Annotated in this window: 18 protein-coding genes and 1 pseudogene; 7 read left to right on the forward strand and 12 right to left on the reverse strand. The window is 64.1% G+C overall.

The genetic code is table 11. From position 1 onward, the window contains the following. Positions 1–196 precede the first annotated feature (196 nt). From ACKWRH_RS45155 to ACKWRH_RS45180, 6 genes and pseudogenes are all read right to left on the reverse strand, one after another. Positions 197–931, reverse strand: a complete 735-nt coding sequence (locus tag ACKWRH_RS45155) for a DUF899 domain-containing protein (RefSeq protein ID WP_445218799.1) — start codon at positions 929–931, stop codon at positions 197–199. Positions 932–947: 16 nt separating this feature from the next. Then, positions 948–1,280 (reverse strand): annotated as a pseudogene (locus ACKWRH_RS45160) (SRPBCC family protein); the annotation flags it as partial. 11 nt (positions 1,281–1,291) lie between these two features. Then, the gene (locus ACKWRH_RS45165) at positions 1,292–1,768 is read right to left on the reverse strand and encodes an ArsR/SmtB family transcription factor (protein WP_445218800.1); all 477 of its coding nucleotides are present in this window, start codon (positions 1,766–1,768) and stop codon (positions 1,292–1,294) included. A 100-nt stretch (positions 1,769–1,868) separates the two neighbouring features. Continuing rightward, positions 1,869–2,156, reverse strand: a complete 288-nt coding sequence (locus ACKWRH_RS45170) for a DUF3551 domain-containing protein (protein ID WP_445218801.1) — start codon at positions 2,154–2,156, stop codon at positions 1,869–1,871. Between the two features lie 86 nt (positions 2,157–2,242). Then, positions 2,243–2,521: a DUF3551 domain-containing protein gene (locus ACKWRH_RS45175; RefSeq protein ID WP_445218802.1), complete on the reverse strand. Its 279-nt coding sequence runs from the start codon at positions 2,519–2,521 to the stop codon at positions 2,243–2,245. Positions 2,522–2,671: 150 nt separating this feature from the next. Further along, entirely contained in the window at positions 2,672–3,646 is a 975-nt protein-coding gene (locus ACKWRH_RS45180; protein WP_445218803.1) for a Bug family tripartite tricarboxylate transporter substrate binding protein, read from the reverse strand. A gap of 126 nt (positions 3,647–3,772) precedes the next feature. On the opposite strand from ACKWRH_RS45180, the gene ACKWRH_RS45185 reads away from it, so the two are divergent. Then, positions 3,773–4,192, forward strand: a complete 420-nt coding sequence (locus ACKWRH_RS45185; protein ID WP_445218804.1) for a VOC family protein — start codon at positions 3,773–3,775, stop codon at positions 4,190–4,192. Positions 4,193–4,417: 225 nt separating this feature from the next. Continuing rightward, positions 4,418–5,998 (forward strand): AMP-binding protein, encoded by a 1,581-nt coding sequence (locus ACKWRH_RS45190; RefSeq protein WP_445218805.1) that lies wholly within the window; start codon positions 4,418–4,420, stop codon positions 5,996–5,998. Between the two features lie 162 nt (positions 5,999–6,160). Here the strand turns inward: ACKWRH_RS45190 and ACKWRH_RS45195 are convergent, their stop codons facing one another. The 3 genes from ACKWRH_RS45195 to ACKWRH_RS45205 all read right to left on the reverse strand — a co-directional run bounded on the left by ACKWRH_RS45195 (position 6,161) and on the right by ACKWRH_RS45205 (position 10,437). Beyond that, positions 6,161–7,255, reverse strand: coding sequence for an HD-GYP domain-containing protein (locus ACKWRH_RS45195; RefSeq protein ID WP_063980092.1), 1,095 nt, complete (start codon positions 7,253–7,255; stop codon positions 6,161–6,163). A gap of 411 nt (positions 7,256–7,666) precedes the next feature. Continuing rightward, the gene (locus ACKWRH_RS45200; protein ID WP_445218806.1) at positions 7,667–9,949 is read right to left on the reverse strand and encodes a molybdopterin cofactor-binding domain-containing protein; all 2,283 of its coding nucleotides are present in this window, start codon (positions 9,947–9,949) and stop codon (positions 7,667–7,669) included. Further along, complete coding sequence (locus ACKWRH_RS45205; protein WP_014491023.1) at positions 9,946–10,437, reverse strand: (2Fe-2S)-binding protein; 492 nt, start codon at positions 10,435–10,437, stop codon at positions 9,946–9,948. Before ACKWRH_RS45205 ends, ACKWRH_RS45200 begins: the two co-directional genes overlap by 4 nt. Positions 10,438–10,939: 502 nt before the next feature. Here ACKWRH_RS45205 and ACKWRH_RS45210 point away from each other — a divergent pair. The 4 genes from ACKWRH_RS45210 (at position 10,940) to ACKWRH_RS45225 (ending at position 13,571) form a co-directional block, all read left to right on the forward strand. Continuing rightward, entirely contained in the window at positions 10,940–11,704 is a 765-nt protein-coding gene (locus ACKWRH_RS45210) for an alpha/beta fold hydrolase (RefSeq protein ID WP_445218807.1), read from the forward strand. Positions 11,705–11,728: 24 nt separating this feature from the next. Next, complete coding sequence (locus ACKWRH_RS45215) at positions 11,729–12,064, forward strand: hypothetical protein (protein ID WP_445218808.1); 336 nt, start codon at positions 11,729–11,731, stop codon at positions 12,062–12,064. Positions 12,065–12,191: 127 nt separating this feature from the next. Further along, positions 12,192–12,863 (forward strand): dienelactone hydrolase family protein, encoded by a 672-nt coding sequence (locus ACKWRH_RS45220; RefSeq protein ID WP_445218809.1) that lies wholly within the window; start codon positions 12,192–12,194, stop codon positions 12,861–12,863. Positions 12,864–13,091: 228 nt separating this feature from the next. After that, positions 13,092–13,571 (forward strand): hypothetical protein, encoded by a 480-nt coding sequence (locus ACKWRH_RS45225; protein WP_445218810.1) that lies wholly within the window; start codon positions 13,092–13,094, stop codon positions 13,569–13,571. 176 nt (positions 13,572–13,747) lie between these two features. Here the strand turns inward: ACKWRH_RS45225 and ACKWRH_RS45230 are convergent, their stop codons facing one another. The 3 genes from ACKWRH_RS45230 to ACKWRH_RS45240 form a co-directional block, all read right to left on the reverse strand. Then, complete coding sequence (locus ACKWRH_RS45230; protein ID WP_028151117.1) at positions 13,748–14,494, reverse strand: polysaccharide biosynthesis/export family protein; 747 nt, start codon at positions 14,492–14,494, stop codon at positions 13,748–13,750. 116 nt (positions 14,495–14,610) lie between these two features. After that, positions 14,611–15,273: a peptide-methionine (S)-S-oxide reductase MsrA gene (gene msrA / locus ACKWRH_RS45235; RefSeq protein WP_445218811.1), complete on the reverse strand. Its 663-nt coding sequence runs from the start codon at positions 15,271–15,273 to the stop codon at positions 14,611–14,613. 168 nt (positions 15,274–15,441) lie between these two features. Continuing rightward, positions 15,442–15,759: a hypothetical protein gene (locus ACKWRH_RS45240; protein WP_007616084.1), complete on the reverse strand. Its 318-nt coding sequence runs from the start codon at positions 15,757–15,759 to the stop codon at positions 15,442–15,444. 396 nt (positions 15,760–16,155) lie between these two features. Here ACKWRH_RS45240 and rpsT point away from each other — a divergent pair, with 396 nt between their 5' ends. Continuing rightward, the gene (rpsT, locus tag ACKWRH_RS45245) at positions 16,156–16,422 is read left to right on the forward strand and encodes a 30S ribosomal protein S20 (protein WP_028151115.1); all 267 of its coding nucleotides are present in this window, start codon (positions 16,156–16,158) and stop codon (positions 16,420–16,422) included. Positions 16,423–17,666: the final 1,244 nt, after the last annotated feature.

Below are 17,666 nucleotides of genomic sequence, written 5' to 3' on the forward strand. Positions count from 1 at the left end.
ACTGTCATTCCCCGCGACCCGGCTACGCCAAGGCTTCGCTGGGGCCTCGGTCTAGGGGCGCCGAAGCTTCAGCGCAGCCGGCAGGCGGGGAATGCAGTACGCAGCGGTCTCTCGATGAACCACGAACGACTCGGAATACTGGATCGCCCGATCAAGTCGGACGATGACACCGCTTGTGCAGGCCGAGCGCACCCCCTCACCCGTGGCAGCACGCCCCCTTCGCCTGCGGCTCGTACTGGTCGCGCAGGCGGACCCAGTCCATCGGATAGGGCAGGCCGTCCTCGTGACGACCGAGCGGGGTGAGGTCGAGATACTGATAGGCCGCGTTCATCATGTCGAGACCGCGCGCGAAGCATGAATAGGTATGGAAGATCTCGCCGGCCTCGTTGCGGTAGAACACGCTGATACCGGGCAGCTCCGGACCGTAGAACGGCGTGGTGCCGAAATTGTATTTCGGCACGCCCTTGTCGATCTGCTCGCGCGTGAACGAGACCTCGTAATCGTAGTTGAAGTCGTTGCTCCCTGACGAGACCCAGTCGAAGGTCCAGCCCATCCGCTTCTTGAAGGCCTCGAGCTTAGCAACCGGCGCCAGCGAGATCGCAACCGTGGAGGTGTCGCGCGCGGCGAGGTGCGGCACCATGCGATCGAGACCGTCGGCCCAGAACGAGCAGCTCTTGCACGCGGCCTCCCAGTCGGGTGCGAACATCACGTGCTGCACCACGAGCTGTGGGCGGCCCCCGAAGAGATCGCCGAGCGTCACCTTGCCGTTCGGTCCGTCGAACACATAGTTCTTGTCGACCTTCACCCAGGGCAGTGCGCGGCGCTGCTCGGCGAGGCGCTCGCGGGCCTGGCTGAGCTCCTTCTCATGCGCCAGGTGGGCCTTGCGGGCCGCGATCCATTGCTCGCGCGAGGCGATTTGATGTTGCTGCACGGTATCCTCCATGGTGTCAGGTGACGAAGGCGTCGAGCTTGTCGAGGGACGAGCTCCAGCCGCGCTGGTGATTGTCGCGTGCGGTTTCGTCGAAGAACTGGGCGTGATGGAAGATCATCAGCGTGCCGGCGCTATCAGGCTTCAGCGTGATCGTCACCAGCGATTCGCGCTCCGGCGTCGAATGCCAGGCCCAGGTGAACACCAGCCGCTCGTTCGGCACGACCTCGCGATAGATGCCGCCGGCCTCGAAATATTCGCCGTCGTCGCCGGTGAAGCTGATGCGGTAGCGGCCACCGGTACGGACATCGAGCTCGGCGTCCAGCGTCGCCGGCTTCATGTTCGGCGGCCCGAACCACTGGACTAGCTGCGCGGCTTGCGTCCAGGCGGCGTAGACTTTCTCCGGCCGTGCGCGGAGCCGGCGCGTGAGCGTGAGGCTTGGACGTTCGCTTGGATGTTCGCTTGGACGTTCGGCTGTGCGGGGATCGGCGTTGACGGCTGCGTTGGCCATGTCTCTTCCTCCACGAAGGCGGCGAGGTGGTCGAACTTCTCGGACCAGAACTGCGCGTAGCGATTGAGCCAGTTCATCGCCTGCTCCATCGGCTGCGCGGTGAGCCGGCAGGACACCGTGCGTCCGGTCTTCTCCCGCACGATCAGGCCCGCATCCGTGAGCACGTCGAGATGCTTCATGATCGCCGGCAGCGAGACCGGAAACGGCGCGGCCAGCTCGCTTACCGACAGGCCGTCCCGCTCGCCGAGCCGCGCGAGAAGGGCACGCCGAGTCGGATCGGACAGTGCCGCAAAAGTCCGGTCGAGCGTCTCGTCTCTATACTTAACCATTTGGTTTAGTATAGACGTGAACAAGAAGGCGTCAAGCAGGAACCCGCGCGTCCGGATCTGCACGACTGCGTGATCAGGCAGAGGTCAGTGTGAGGCGCGACTAGTATGGCGGAAGGTGCCGACCACGTAGTGACGGCAGAGGCCGTACGGCCATGTGGGCAGGATTTTGCGCGCAATAGCCCTTGCGGCCCGACGCGCTCATCAGACACTGCTCGCGGGTCTGATAGGAACAGTCGCCGGGATAGCCGTATTCCGAGTTCTGAATGCACCACGGGTAATCATAGTCCGCGCGCGCCGGGCTCCCGCCAGCGAGCCACACAAGAACTATGGTGCCCAGCACAAATTGCACCTTGCCCATGACCGATCTCCCATGTTCGCCGCGCGACATGCGACCTCACAGAGGGAAAGGCTTGCGGAGCCGGTTTATTCCGGAGCGATTGCGCAAAAATACGCGGCTGCGCAATGCGCGCGCGACTAGTACGGCGCGATGGGCCGCGGACGGCGACGTGGTTGCGACCGAGACTGCGGCGCCTGGCCATAGGCGACGAACGGATTGGGTCCGCAGTACAGCAAGCGGCCGGAGACGCTGGCCTGGCATTGTTCATAGGTGCTGTAGGCACATTCGCCGGGATAGTCATACTCGCCGCCCTGGGCGCACCAGGGATAGTCGCGAGCCGCCGCGGGCGTGATGGTGACGAAGCCGGCAAGGACCGTCGCGCCCAGCGTCAGCAGCGCCAATTGCGTCTTGCGCATGATCCAAACTCCTCTCTTCACAGCGCGAGATACGCGCCATGTATCATCATGGTTTCGGCGCGCCGTTTTATTCCAGATCAACGGAACGAAGTCCGCAAGAAAAAAGCCCTGCCAAACGGCAGGGCTCCAATCTCAGGGATCAAAAGGTCGCTACTCGACCTTCAGGCCGGCGAACTCGACGACCTTCTTCCACTTCTCGGTCTCGGCCTTGATCTCCTCGCCGAACGCCTCCGGCGTCTGCACCCGCGGCTCGCCGCCGAGTTCGACCAGGCGCTTGGTCATGTCGGGCTCCTTCATGAGCGTATTGATCTCATTGTTGAGCTTGGCGATGATCTCCTTGGGCGTGTTCTTCGGCGCGCCCATGCCGAACAGCGCGCTGGCCTCGTAATCCTTCACGGTCTCGGCGATCGCCTGCACGTCGGGCAGCTGCGGCGAACGCTCCGTGGTGGTGACGCCGATCGCGCGAAGCGAGCCGGAGCGGATGTGCTGGATGATCGAGGGCATGTTGTCGAAGATCACCTGCACCTGGCCGCCGAGCATGTCGGTGATCGCCGGCGCCGCGCCGCGGTAGGGCACGTGCTGCATCTTGCAGCCGGTCATCGCCATGAACATCTCGCCGGAGAGATGCACCGAGGTGCCGTTGCCGGACGATGCCATGTTCACCTTGCCGGGATTGGCCTTCACATATTCGATGAACTCGGCGACGTTCTTGGCCGGAACGTCCTTGTTGACGGTCATTACGTTCGGGACCCGCTGGAACGAGGCGACCGGCGCTATATCGCGCACGAAGTTGAATTTGAGGTTGGCGTAGAGAGAAGCGTTGATGAAGTTGGCCGGATTGACCAGTTGCAGCGTGTAGCCGTCGGGCTCGGCATTGACGACCGATTCGGTGCCGATATTGTTGCCGGCGCCCGGCTTGTTCTCGATCACGAATTGCTGGCCGAGCCGTTCCGACAGCCGCTGACCGATCAGCCGCGCCAGGATGTCGGTGGCCCCGCCCGGCGGATAGCCGACCACCCATTTCACGGGACGGGTCGGATAGTCGGCGGCAAGGGCCTTCGACAGCGGGGTGGCTGCAAGCGGACTGGCTGCGAGCAGGCCCAGCGCGGTACGGCGAGTGATCATCTCAAGGGTTCTCCCAACGTGTTGTTCTTGAAAGCCAGATGGCTTCAAAGTGGCGTCGACGTGGTTGTAACAAAGCTTGCCGCAGGCGGAAAGTGCGCCCGGCGCATCACGACGAAAGGATAAGGCATGCCAGTCAAGGTCGAAGCCCTCGATCATCTCGTCATCAACGTCGCCGACGTCGCCGTGACCTCCGAGTGGTACCGCAAGATTCTCGGCATGGAAGTCAAGGTGTTCGACCCCGGCGGCGGCAAAGCGCCGCGGACTTCGTTGCAATTCGGTAACCAGAAGATCAACGTCCGGCCGCGCGATGCCGACAAGGTGGAGTGGTTCACCGCGAACCATCAGACCGCCGGCAGCGAGGATCTGTGTTTCCTCACCTCTGCCGCGCCCGACGAAGTGGTGGCGCATTTGAAGGCACATGGCGTCGCGATCGAGGAAGGCCCGGTTCCCAAGCAGGGCGCCCGCGGCACGCTGCGCTCGGTCTATTGCCGGGATCCGGATGGCAGCCTGATCGAGATTTCGTCGTACGAGGACGGTGGTCGATAGGGCCAAGCTGCCGGCCCAAGCCCCGTCATTGCGAGGAGCCCTTGCGACGAAGCAATCCAGACTGCCCCCGCGGAGAAAGTCTGGATTGCTTCGCTGCGCTCGCAATGACGATGGAGAGAGCGGGACGCTACGCCCCCCAATTTGCTCCCCGCGCCATCCGATGGCAGGAAGACGCAATAATCAAAAGGCAGCCGCCATCAAGATGCTGCCTGCACGGGAGGAGCCATGCCACTTCAACACACCGGACCAGGACTCGTAGGGCCGTTCGACGGGCTCGACGTGCCGTGGCTGCTGAAGATGCGCGCCGCGGTGCGCCGCGATCATGCGTTCCTGATCTGGGCGCCGTTCGACGCGCCGGCACGGCGCTGGAGCTATGGCGAGTTTCACGAGCGCGTCGGCGCGCTCGCGGCGGGGCTGGCGAAGCGCGGCGTGAAGCCGGGCGAATATGTGCTCATTCATCTCGACAATTGCATCGAGGCGCTGCTGGCCTGGTTTGCCTGCGTCGAACTGGGCGCGATCGCGGTGACCACCAACACCCGTTCGGCGCCGGCGGAGATCGAATACTTCGCCGATCATTGCGGCGCGGTCGCCGCGATCACGCAACCGGCCTATGCCGCGATCGTCGCGCAAAACTGCCGCAACATCCGCTGGCTGGCGGTGACCTCGCACGATGCGGGCGCCGCGCCTGCGCAAGCGGTCTCGCGCGGCGACAGCTTCGATTCACTGTTCGCCGACAGCGCCGACCGTCCGAGGCGCGCGACCGACCCGTTCGCGCCGTGCAGCGTGCAGTACACGTCAGGCACGACCTCGCGCCCGAAGGCGGTGCTGTGGACCCATGCCAATGCTCTATGGGGCGCCAAGATCAACGCCGCGCATGAGGACCTTCACGCGAGCGACGTGCATCAGACTTATCTGCCGCTCTTCCATACGAATGCCCTCGCCTACTCGATGCTGGCGACGCTGTGGGTCGGCGCCACCTGCGTGATCCAGCCGCGGTTCTCCGCAAGCCGCTTCTGGCGCGTCGCGCGCGAGCACGGCTCGACCTGGACCTCGACGATTCCGTTCTGCATGAAGGCGCTGCTCGAGCAGGAGATCCCTAAGGACCACGAATTCCGGCTGTGGGGCACCGCCATCAACGAACCGCCGGCCTTCGCTGCGTTCGGCGTCAAGATCATCGGCTGGTGGGGCATGACCGAGACCATCACCCACGGCATCATCGGCGAAGTCGACCAGCCCAACATCCCGATGTCGATCGGGCGCGCCGCGCCCGAATATCAGATCCGTATCACCGACGACGACGGACGGCCGACCGAGGTCGGCGACACCGGCAATCTCGCGATCAAGGGCATCGTCGGGCTGTCGCTGTTCGCCGAATATCTGCACAATGAAAAGGCGACGCGCGAAAGCTTCGACGGGCGCGGCTTCTTCCTCACCGGCGACCGCGTCGAGCGGCTGGAGAACGGCTTCATCAGGTTCGGCGACCGCGCCAAGGACATGCTGAAGGTCGGCGGCGAGAACGTCGCGGCCTCCGAGATCGAGCAGGTGATCGCGGTGGTGCCCGGCGTGCGCGAAGCGGCCGTGGTGGCCAAGAAGCACCCGATGCTGGACGAGGTGCCGGTCGTGTTCATCATCCCGCATGGCGGCGTCGCGGGCGCTGCGCCCGATCTGCATGATCGCGTGATGGCGGCCTGCGGCACGGGACTCGCGGATTTCAAGGTGCCGCGCGAGATCAGGCTCGTCGACGACATGCCGCGCTCGACGCTGGAGAAGGTGGCGAAGGCGGAATTGCGGAAGATGGTGGGGTGAGCGGCCGCGCCAAACGACGACTCTCGTAGGGTGGGCAAAGCGGCTTGTCCGCCGTAGCTCGAAGAGCGAAGGCGGAAGCGTGCCCACCATTCGTGCCACGGATGAGGATACATGGTGGGCACGGCGCTTCGCGCCTTTGCCCACCACCCTACGGCATCGTGCTCAGAATGATCCCAGCGCCACCGGCCGGAACGCCTGCAGCAGTTGCTGATCCAGCTTGCCGCCCATGCCTTCCATCATCGTGAAGGCGCGCGAGTGGGTGAAGGGCATGCGGTAGGCGCGCTTCTCCACCAGTGCCGCGTAGATGTCGACGATCGTCGTGACCCGCACGATGTCGCTGATCTGGTTCGACGACAGGCCATTCGGATAGCCAGAGCCGTCGAGGAATTCGTGGTGATGCAGCACGACGTCGAGCATCTCCGGCGGGAAGCCGCCCTGCTCCGCGAGCGCGTCATAGCCGCGGCGCGGATGCTGGCGCACCTCGGCCATCTCCTCGTCGGTGAGCTTGCCCGGCTTGTCGAGCAGCACGGAGGGAACGAAGGCCTTGCCGACGTCGTGCAACAGCGCGGCGCGGGTCAGGCGGCGCTGGTCGTCCTCGCGCATGCCGAGATGCTGCGCGAAGGCGACAGCGAAGCCGGTGACGAACAAGCAGTGGCGGTAGCTGCCGACATGATGGCAGCCGACGGTGGTGAGCCATTCGCGCAGCGAGGAATGCTTGATCGCCTTCAGGATCTTGCTCTCGGCGGCGATGACGTCGTCGAAGGTCAGGGGCACGCCAAGCGGCAGCTTCTCGAACATCTTTGCCAGCACCGCATGCGCCGCCTCGACGCCGCGGTTGAGCGTCTTGCCGCGGTCGGTCGCGTCATAGGTGGCGGTGTCGGGGAATGCGGCGCGGATGCGCTGGAGAATCGCATCGGGCTGAAGCGGCCGCGAGATCGTGTCGGTGGCGCCCAGCGCCCAGGCCTGCATGGTGCCGTGATGCAGGGCATCGGCGAGCACGAACAGCCGCGGCATCGTGCGATAGGCATCGCCGCGCAGCTTGTTGCGCACCCGCTGCACGCTCTCGGGCGAACGCAGATTGATGTCGACCACGAGACCGGACAGATCGCGCGACGGCTGCTCGGGAATGTCCTGCGTCGTCACCGTCGAAACGTCGCCCACGGCCTTCAGGATGCTGGCAAGCTCGGTGCTCTCGTCGCTCCGGTCGGAAGCGAGCAAGAGCCGGCGTTTGGCGGCGGATTTGGCTGGCGCGTTCATGGCTTCCCCAGGAGCACGGGACTGGATTTGGCGTCAGCCTAAGCCGGATCAGGTTCTCCGGCCCTTAAGAGGCGTGCTCAATGGAACCCTGCGGAATTGGGTGCAAATTTAGGGATTTTCGGTCCCCGCCCTGCTTCCAGTCAAAACGGCGAAAACAACCCCATGCACAGTAGAAGGGGCATTGATGGATAAGGGGAATTTGGGGCGCTCTCGCCCACTCTCCGCTGTCGTCGCCCGGCTTGACCGGGCGACCCAGTACGCCGAGACGCCTGGGGGATACGGAGGAGCCGCAGCGTACTGGATGCCCCGCCTTCGCGGGGCATGACAGTGAGTGTGGGGATGCAACCGCGCAAAAAATCCGCCGGAGGCTGCCCTCCGGCGGATCGTCTCGAGCCGCAATTGCAGCCAGCTTTACGCCTTCATCGCCCCCTTCACGGCCTCGGCCGTGATCGGCAGGGCCCGGATGCGGGCGCCTGAGGCGTTGAAGATGGCGTTGCCGATTGCCGGGGCGATGACCGTCACCGCGGGCTCGCCGACGCCGGTGGCCTTTTCGCCGTTGGCGATCACGGCGACGGCGACCTCGGGCATCTGGCTCATGCGCAAGGGCGTGTAGCTATCGAAATTGGTCTGTTCGATCCCTCCGTCCTTGAGCGTCGCCTTCTCGTACATCGCCAGCGACAGGCCCCACAGCGCCGCACCCTCGACCTGGGCGCGGATGTTGTCGGGATGCACCTGCGTACCAACGTCAGTTGCGACCGTGAGCTTCTTCACGGTCACCTCGCCCGATGGCGCCACCGCAACATGGGCGACACACGCCGTCCAGCTCGCGGTCGCGCGCTCCTGCGACGAGACGCAGGCGACGCCCATGCCCTCGCCTTTCGGCAGTTGCTTGGTGCCGTAGCCGGACAGCCCCATCGCGGCGAGCAGCGTGTTGCGCAGCCGCTGCGCGCCGCCGTCGTTCTTGCCCTTGCCGTCGAGCAGCGCGATGCGGAACTGCGCCGGGTCCTTGCCGGTCGCAGCCGCGATCTCGTCGATCATGCTTTCGACCGCCCAGAACGTCCAGCCCGGCGCCACCGAGCGAAGTTGCCCGGACGGCGTCGCATTGTGCGCGAGCTCGTTCTTGATCGCGCGCACATAATGGTTGGGCACGGTGTAGAAGAAGTCGGCCCCGTTCACCGTGAAAGAATCGAGCGGGCCCTTCTTGTCGACCGAGGGCGTCAGGAAGTCGGGGATGCCCCAGCGCGCGGTCGGCCAGGCCGAGACGACGTCGTGGCTGAGCGCGACGAGCTTGCCGTCGCCGTCCACGCCGGCTTTCACTTTCTGGTAGGTGAGCGGACGCGAGAAATCCATCGTCATGTCATTCTCGCGCGTGTAGATCACCTTCACCGGCTTGCCGATGGCCTTCGCCGCCTGCACCGCCGGCACCATCATGTCGGCATCGAGCCTGCGGCCAAAACCGCCGCCGAGCCACATCTGGTGCATCACCACGAACTTTGGATCGATCCCGGCGGCGCCTGCCGCAATCGCGCCGGAGCGCGTCGCGAACTGGTTGCCGGAATAGATGTGCAGGATGTCGCCCTTGAATTCCGCCGTCGCGTTCATCGGCTCCATCGGCGCGTGGATGTTGATGCTGGTGGTGTACTCCGCCTCCAGCACTTTTGCGGCTGAGCCGAACGCCGCGTTGGGATCGCCGTCCTTGACGAAGAACTGGCCGGAATCGTCGAGCTTCTGAAGCCGCTTGGCTTCGTCGAGCAGCGACTCGCTCGAGACCTTCGCGTTCGGACCGCCGTCATAGGCGATCTTCAGCGCCTGCGCCGCCTTCTTGGCGTTGGCGTAGGTGCTGGCCACCGCGACGACCCAGCCCGATGTCGTGCCGGTCTTGTCGTCGAGGGTGACGGCCTTGATGAAGCCCGGCACCTTCTTCGCAGCCGAGTCGTCGACCGACTTCACCGTGGCGCCGAAGCGCACCGGCGGCGTCACCACCGCGCCATAGGCCATGCCCGGCAGCATCACGTCGATGCCGTACTTGGCCGTGCCGTTGGTCTTGGAGGGGATGTCGAGCTGCGGCACCGACACGCCGATCATGGTGTACTGGTCCGGCGTCTTCAGCTTGATCGCCTTGAGCTCATCAGGCGTGAAGGTTTTGGTCGCCTTGCCGCTCTTCACGACATCGGCGAACGACATCTGCTTCTTCGACTTCGGATGCGAGATCACGGAATCGCGCACCACGAGCTCCGACGCCGGCACGCCCATCGCGGCGGCCGCTCCTTCCGTCAATGCCATCCGTCCGGCTGCGCCGGCCCGGCTCATCGCGTCGAAGTTCATCATGGTCGACCAGCTGCCGCCGGTGATCTGCGCGCCCAGCACGGGGTCGTTGAACTTCGGATCGTTGGAGGCGAGCGCGACGCGCATGTCGCTCCACTTCGCGCCCAATTCCTCGCAGACGATCTGCGCCATGGTAGAGGCGATGTGCTGGCCCATGTCGGCCTTGCCGCAGGTCACGGTGACCAGGCCATCGGGCGCTATCGCATACCAGACACTCGGCTCGAAGTTCGAAGGCGCAGCAAGCGCCTCACCGATGCCGGGCACGCCGGCATAGCCGAGCACGAGGCCGGTCGCTACCGTGCCGACCAGGAAGGAGCGGCGGCTGAGATCTGATGTCTCGGGTGTGATGGTGTTCACGTGCTTATTCATGTGGGCCTCCGTTCGTTGCCGGAGACGGATGCGGTGCGCATCTCGGTGGCGGCGCGCATGATCGCCTTCTGGATCCGCGAATAGGTCATGCAACGGCAGAGATTGCCGTCCATATGCGCCACGACCTCCTCCTTGGTCGGATTGGCATTCTTGGCCAGCAGCGAGGCCGCCTGCATGATCTGCCCGGACTGGCAGTAGCCGCATTGTGGCACCTGCTCGGCGATCCACGCCTTCTGCAGCGGATGATCGCCCTTGGCGGAAAGGCCTTCGATAGTGGTGATCTTCTTGCCGGCGACATCGCCGACCATGGTTTGGCACGAGCGCACGGCCTCGCCGTTGACGTGCACGGTACAGGCACCGCACAGCCCGGCCCCGCAGCCGAACTTGGTGCCGGTCATCTGCAATTGTTCGCGGATCGCCCAGAGGAGCGGCGTGTCGTTCGCCGCATCCACGGACAGACTCCGCCCGTTGATGGTGAGAGTTGGCATAGGCGTCTTCCCCTGCCGGTGCATGAAGCCGCTTACGGCGGCAACTTGAACAGTGGACGCCCACCGGGCTGGCGCCCACCTTGATCGCGAGAATGATCGGGTTCGCAGCCAGAGGCAAATGCAATTTTGAATCGATCGAAACTATCGCGGCAGCTCAGTGTTGTGCGTTGCGACAACGACGTTGATGCAGCGACTGGACGCAACAGAGAGCGCGTCGCACATGCGTGCCATCGCATTCAGGCAGTTCCTTCGAGGTAACTTGGCAAAGTAAAGTAGAGTGCAGCCACCGGCGAACCCTTACCCTCCCCTGGAGGGGGAGGGTCGATCGCGCGGAGCGCGAGCGGGGTGGGGTGATCTCTCCGCGGGAAACACCGTTCGAGATGGAGAGACTGTCACCCCACCCCGTCTCACATTTCGCTGCGCTCAATGTGAGCCGACCCTCCCCCTCCAGGGGAGGGTGAAGCACTGAGTTCGCGGCTGGAAAAAAGAAGGGGCGGAAACAATGCCAAGGATCGATCGGGACGGCGTCGGGATCTACTACGAAGTTCACGGCGAGGGTCCGCCTCTGTTGCTCACCCACGGCTATTCCTCGACCTCGGCGATGTGGCATGGCCAGGTCGACGCGCTCGCGAAGGACCACAAGCTCGTCCTGTGGGACATGCGCGGCCACGGCCAGTCCGACTATCCCGACGATCCCCATGCCTATAGCGAAGCGCTCACCATCGGCGACATGGCCGCGATCCTCGATGCGGTCGGCACCGAGCGCGCCATCATCGGCGGACTCTCGCTCGGCGGCTACATGTCGCTCGCGTTCTATCGCGCTTACCCGCAACGCGCCCGCGCCCTGCTGATCATCGACACTGGCCCCGGCTTCAAGAAGGACGACGCGCGCGAGGCCTGGAATGCACGGGCGCTTGCGACCGCCGACAAGCTCGACCATGAAGGTCTCGACATGCTGAAGTCGGCGACACGCGAGCGCGCCACCGCGAACCATCGCAACGCCAGGGGATTGGCGCTCGCCGCACGCGGCATGCTGACCCAGCGCGATGCGCGCGTGATCGAGCTGCTACCTGATATCAAGGTGCCGTCGCTGATCGTGGTCGGCGCCGATGACACGCCGTTCCTCGCGGCGTCCGACTACATGGCCGCAAAGATCCCCGGGGCACAAAAGGTCGTGATCCCCGCTGCCGGTCACGCCGTCAACATCGATCAGCCCAAGGCTTTTATTGACGCGGTGGTGCCTTTCCTGAAGAACTTGCCGGGATAGGACGGTCGGACAGGGACACTGGCAATGAAGCAAGCGATACTGGCTGCGAGCGTGGTGCTGCTATCGATGTCTGCGCAGGCCGAGCCGTTCGGCGGCACGCCGCCGCGCCGGCCCTTCGTTGCGACCTTGTCGAACAACACGCCGCTCGCCTTCGGCATGGATGCCGAGCAGACCGCGCGAGCGCTGGGGCAGCCGCTGCAATATGTGCGCGGGCGGCCCGGCAACGAGATCTATCTCGCGCTTCGCAACCTCGGCGGCAGCGGACTGATCCCCTACCGCCACCGCCTGTTCCTGCAGTTCCGTCACGGACGGCTGGCGGGATGGAAAGAGGATTACGGCGAGAACTGGATGTGGGAGTGAGAGCCGACCCTTCCTGACGCAGAGAGATGGCATCCGCGCGGTCGTGCGTTGAAGTTGCCACATCGTCATGGCCGGGCTTGGAGCGAGCAGATTCTCAATCGACGACCAACCAAGAAGGACAACCCGCGTGGGACAAGACATCAAGCTGACGGCTTCCGACAATTTCCAGCTCGGCGCCTATCGCGCTGATCCCTCAGGCGCCCCGAAGGGCGCGGTGGTGGTGATCCAGGAGATCTTTGGGGTCAATCACCACATCCGCTCGGTCTGCGACCGCATCGCCAAGGAAGGCTATGTCGCGATCGCGCCGTCGATCTTCGACCGGACCTCGCCGAACTTCCAGTCGGGCTACACGCCCGACGAGATCGCCGAGGCACGCAAGTTCGTCGCCAGTCCCGACTGGGACGCGATGCTGCGCGACACCCAGGCCGCGATCGACGCGGTGAAGAGCGTCGGGCCGGTCGGCATCATCGGCTTTTGCCTGGGCGGCAGCGTCGCCTTTGTCGCGGCGACGCGGCTGTCGGGCCTCAAGGCCGCGATCGGCTATTACGGCGGCGCTGTGGTGCGGTTCGCCGAAGAGAAACCGAAGGTGCCGACGCAACTGCATTTCGGCGAGAAGGACGCCGGCATTCCCCTGACCGACGTCGAGACCGTCAAAGCGAAGCGGCCGGATGTCGAGGTCTTCATCTATCCAGGCGCCCAGCACGGCTTCCATTGCGACGAGCGGCCGAGCTACGACAAGGCGAGCTCGGATGTCGCCTGGCCGCGCGGCCTGGAGTTTTTCGCGAAGCATCTGACGTAAGGCGCACATCTCTCTTCCGTCATTCCGGGATGCGCCGCGAAGCGGTGCAGGCCCGGAATCCATAACCACGAACTGGGGTTATGGATTCTCAGATGCGCAATTGCGCATCATAGCTCGCGCTACGCGCGCCCCGGAATGACAAGAGGAGAGAGCAGGAATCGGGTGGCTGCATCACGGCACCCGGCGATAGAGCTGGCCGATCAAGCCAACTCGCGCCGGGAGATCGCCATGCAGCAAGCCATCACGCACCTCGTCATTCGCAATCCGTTCGGAACCATGGACGTCCCGGGCCCGGACGATTCTGAAGTCATGGACTACGCCGCGACCGCCACGCCGGCCGGCGATGCGGCCGACATCAACGCGGCGGCATGGACATCCATTGCCGCCCTCTCCGATCCGCTCGAAGGCATCTGGGCTAGCAGATGGAATGGTGGCGCCGATCCGACCATTGCGGGCGATACGCCGGACAGATGGAAAGAGGGGCGCGCCGAAGTCCGCGTCACGGGGAGCCGGATCTATCTGCGTTTCGACTGGGACCATGGCCGCCGGCACGGCCTGATCGATGCTGCGCGCGAGGGCGCGCGCCTGGTCGGAAAGTACATCAACCTGACCACGCCTGCGATCACGCGGCCATGGGTCGGGCTCGTGGTCGATGGCACGCGCATCGACGGATGCTTTCCGAACGGACGGCTGGATTTCAGGCGGTAGGTCGCGAGCGGAGATACGTGGCCGACCTTACCCTCGCTGTCATTCCGGGACGCGACGAAGTCGCGGGCCCGGAATCCATCGGGCGTCAGAGTTGGTGGAAGAATGGATTCTCAGGTGCGCAATTGCGCACGATAGCTCGCGCTACGCGCGCCCCGGAATGACGGGAGGAGAGAATCCTAGAACCAGCGCTCGCCGACGAACACGGTGTCGCCGGGGCTCAAGGGAGTGCCGAGCGGGACGATGGCGCGCATCGCGCCGCCGGCTTCGGTGTGCGTGACGGTGACCACGTCGCGCTTGGCGCGGGGCGAGAAGCCGCCGGCGATCGCGACCGCGCTTTCGACCGTCATGTTCGGCACATAAGGATATTGGCCGGGTGCGGTGACTTCGCCGAGGATGAAGAACGGGCGGTAGGCTTCGATCTCGACCGCGACCGAGGGCTCACGGATGTAACCGTTGCGCAGGCGTGCGGCGATTTCACCGGCGAGACCCGCCGGGGTGCGGCCGCGGGCCGGCACTCCACCGATCAGCGGCATGGTGATCGAACCGCCGGCATCGATGGCGTAGCTGTTGGTGAGGCCTTCCTGGCCGTAGACCACGACGCGCAGCCTGTCGCCGGCATCGAGATGATAGGAGGAGTCGTAGCGCACCGGCGCCGCCATCGGCGCGGCGTAGCCGACCGGCATGGGTGCAGGCGACGAGGCAAAGGAATTGCGCAGCGCGCCGATGGCGCCGCCACCGTCGGCGACGACGACCGGCTGCGGTGCGCCATAGGGCTGGCCATAGGCCATGGAGTCGAGATCGGCACGGGGCTGCATGACCGCGACGGGACCGGCGGTCTGCATGCAGCCGCCGAGGGCAAGCGCGGCGGACGCTGCCAAGGAGGCTGTCAGGATCGACCATCGAAACGCGCGTGCAACCGGCACAGGACCTATCCCTCGAAACGAGACGGCCCCAGTCTTGCACCGGTTATGGTTAACAAAGCGTTGAGGGCTTCAACCCTCCCCTGGAGGGGGAGGGTAAGCAAGAGCACTTCGGCGACTTACACTGACGCGCTCACACCTACGCCGATCGGGCAGGACACGCCGGTGCCACCGAGGCCGCAATAGCCGGCGGGGTTCTTCGCCAGATATTGCTGATGGTAGTCCTCGGCGAAATAGAACGCGCCGGCGGGCGCGATCTCGGTGGTGATGGCACCGAGACCTTTTGCAGCAAGCGCCTTCTGATAGAGCACCTTCGATTCATCGGCCGCTTTCTTCTGCGCATCAGAGTAAGTGTAGATCGCGCTTCGGTACTGCGTGCCGACATCGTTGCCCTGACGCATGCCCTGCGTCGGGTTGTGGCTCTCCCAGAACGTCTTCAGGAGTTTCTCGTAAGAGATCTTCTTCGGATCGAACACGACCAGCACCACTTCGGTATGGCCGGTGCGTCCCGAACAGGTCTCCTCATAGGTCGGGTTCGGCGTGTGGCCGCCGGCATAGCCGACGGCGGTCGCGTAAACACCGTCGCCGAGCTCCCAGAATTTGCGTTCGGCGCCCCAGAAGCAGCCGAGCCCGAACACGGCCTGCTCGAGGCCCGCGGGATAAGGCGGCTGCAACTTCGCGCCGTTGACGAAATGGGTGGTCGCGGTGGGAATGGCTTGCGCACGGCCCGGCAGCGCCTCCGTGGCGCTCGGCAATGCGGTGGTCTTGCGCATGAACAGCATGATTGGCTCTCCGAGACGAGCTGTCCGTCGCTTGAGCCAATGCAACAAGCCAAGGGCTCAGGCGGCGCGCTCGCGATCAGGGTGGGAATATAGGTATCTACGCAGGAGGGGGCAGCCCTGTTACGGCTGCCGTCAACGCGAGAGTCAGTCTCGGCGGGAATTGAAAGATCAATCCCGGGAATAACCGATCAGCGGCTTCCGCGGACGGAACAGGATCATCAGCAGGATGCCCAAAATGCCGAGCACGGCGAAAACCGGCTGATCCAGCACGAGGCGGATCACCGAGGTCCAGAGCCAGGGCGCCTTGGCCTCGACCCAGGTGCGGAATGCCGTCTGGCTGGCCTGGTTGATGTCGTTCCAGAACTGGCCGAACCGGGTGAACCGCAGGGTCTGGTCGGCCACCCAGCGGGCGCCGTCATAGACCATGAAGATGAACCCGCCGGCCAGCAGCAACAGCCCAATCAGTCGGAAAAAGCCGCGGATCATGCCTCACCTATATGGTCGTCCGATCGGACGACCTCTGCAATGCCGCCAGCCAATAGCCGGGCGACGGCAGAAATTCAACCTCTTCAGGGCGTTACGGCGCGCGCTGGAGCGCCCAAGGCCTGTTTTCCAGCCCCGGAAAGCGTTGACGGTGCCGCAGACCCCCTCTATAAGGGCGCCAACTGGCGGTGGGCGCAATCCTGCCGCCGCTGTTCTTTGAGCAGTTGCAGGCTCCATGAGCTCAAAGGCTTGGAGCCTCAGAGACGACCGCAAGGCCGTCGCTCGTGTTCCGGGAACAGCCAGCAACCGAACACCCTAAATCCGAGCGTCGATTAAGCGGTCAAGCAGCCGGCGCTACCCGACCAAGACGCGACCGGTACCGCAAAGGATATTGAGACCATGGCCAATACCACTTCCGCCAAGAAAGCGACGCGCAAGATCGCCCGCCGCACCGCCGTCAACAAGTCGCGCCGCACCCAGATGCGCGGTGCCGTGCGTACCGTCGAAGAAGCCATCGCGACCGGCGACCGCGCCGCCGCGCTGAAGGCGATGGCGAGCGCCGAGCCCGCGCTGATGCAGGCCGCGCAGCGCAACATCGTTCACAAGAACAACGCGAGCCGCAAAGTCTCCCGGCTCACCGCGCAGATCGCCAAGCTCGCGAAGTAAGCTCATCGAGTCATCCGATCGACTGATCGGATCGACATCGCGCTCGTCAATCAGCCCGGCTCGCGCCGGGCTTTTTGTTGCCCGTCACAATTCACGCTTGCGGTCGTTGGGCGACCACTCTTCCGTTGGAAGACTCGTGTCGTCTTCGCTGCGCTGCGTCCGTAATTTCACTGGCGGATGTTTTTGCAACAGCGGAAACTTTCACTGCGCTGCGAAAAACCCCTGCGGGGCGGGCTTAAGTTGAATCCGCGCGCGCGAGAGTTCTGCACACCGTAGTTTTCCCGGAACCGGTTCGCGATGGAGTTACCCTGCGAAACGAGACTCAAAAAGCGGTGTCTCAATAATCACTTATCGACATAGCGCCGACAAGCATTTGGAAAAATTGCCCGCAAGGCGTGCGCGTGACGCTTTTGTAAAAAATTTTTGGCGGTGGCGGAGATTTGTCACATGACGCGCGGCGCCTTCGAATCTGTGCACGGATTCAAACTCTTGCTCGCAAGCCTGTGTACAACTCCCGCGCGGCGTTAACGCTGGTCAAGTTTTTAGTCGCCTCAAGTGTGAATCAATTTCGTTGCGAGTCTTTCCGCATAGTGTATTCCTTAAGTCGTCCGCAGCGCCCACGATCTCAAGACCAGCGCGGTTTTAGAAACGGGGCGAGCGTGCAAATCGGCGGCGGTGTGCACGTAGGCGACGCTTCAACAAGCGATTGTCGGTTCAAGACCCATAGCAATATGGGAACGGTAGCTCTTTGTCTGAATGTCTCCAAGCGGGATCTTCGATCCCGCTCGCGCCAGACGCAAACGAGAGATGTCATGAAACTACCGCGACACACGTGATGGCGTAGCCGAGCGGACGAACAGTGCAGACGGGCGGGGCATCGGCGACTTCAGTCGCAGTTGCCTTCAGGACACGCAGGACCTTGCCGTGAGCAATCACGGCAGGACGGGGAGGGTATCATGTCTTACGGACTCAACGCGGTATTGAAACAAGTCGCTTACTCCAACGATGCCGGTTTAGATCAGCCCAACCTCCAGCCTCCCGCGTGTGACGGAGCGCCGAGTACGCGCTGACCTCGCGACCCCTCCATCTCTGACATCGCCAATCCGACCCGCGGCGTTCGCGCCGAACGGCGGAGCTGTGTCCGACGATGGAATCGCTCGAGGTCGTGCCCTTTGAGGGATCCTGGCAGGACCCTTCATGGCACTCACAACGCAACTTTATCTCTCAATAGAAGTTTTTTGACG

The organism is Bradyrhizobium sp. Pa8 (assembly GCF_052588265.1).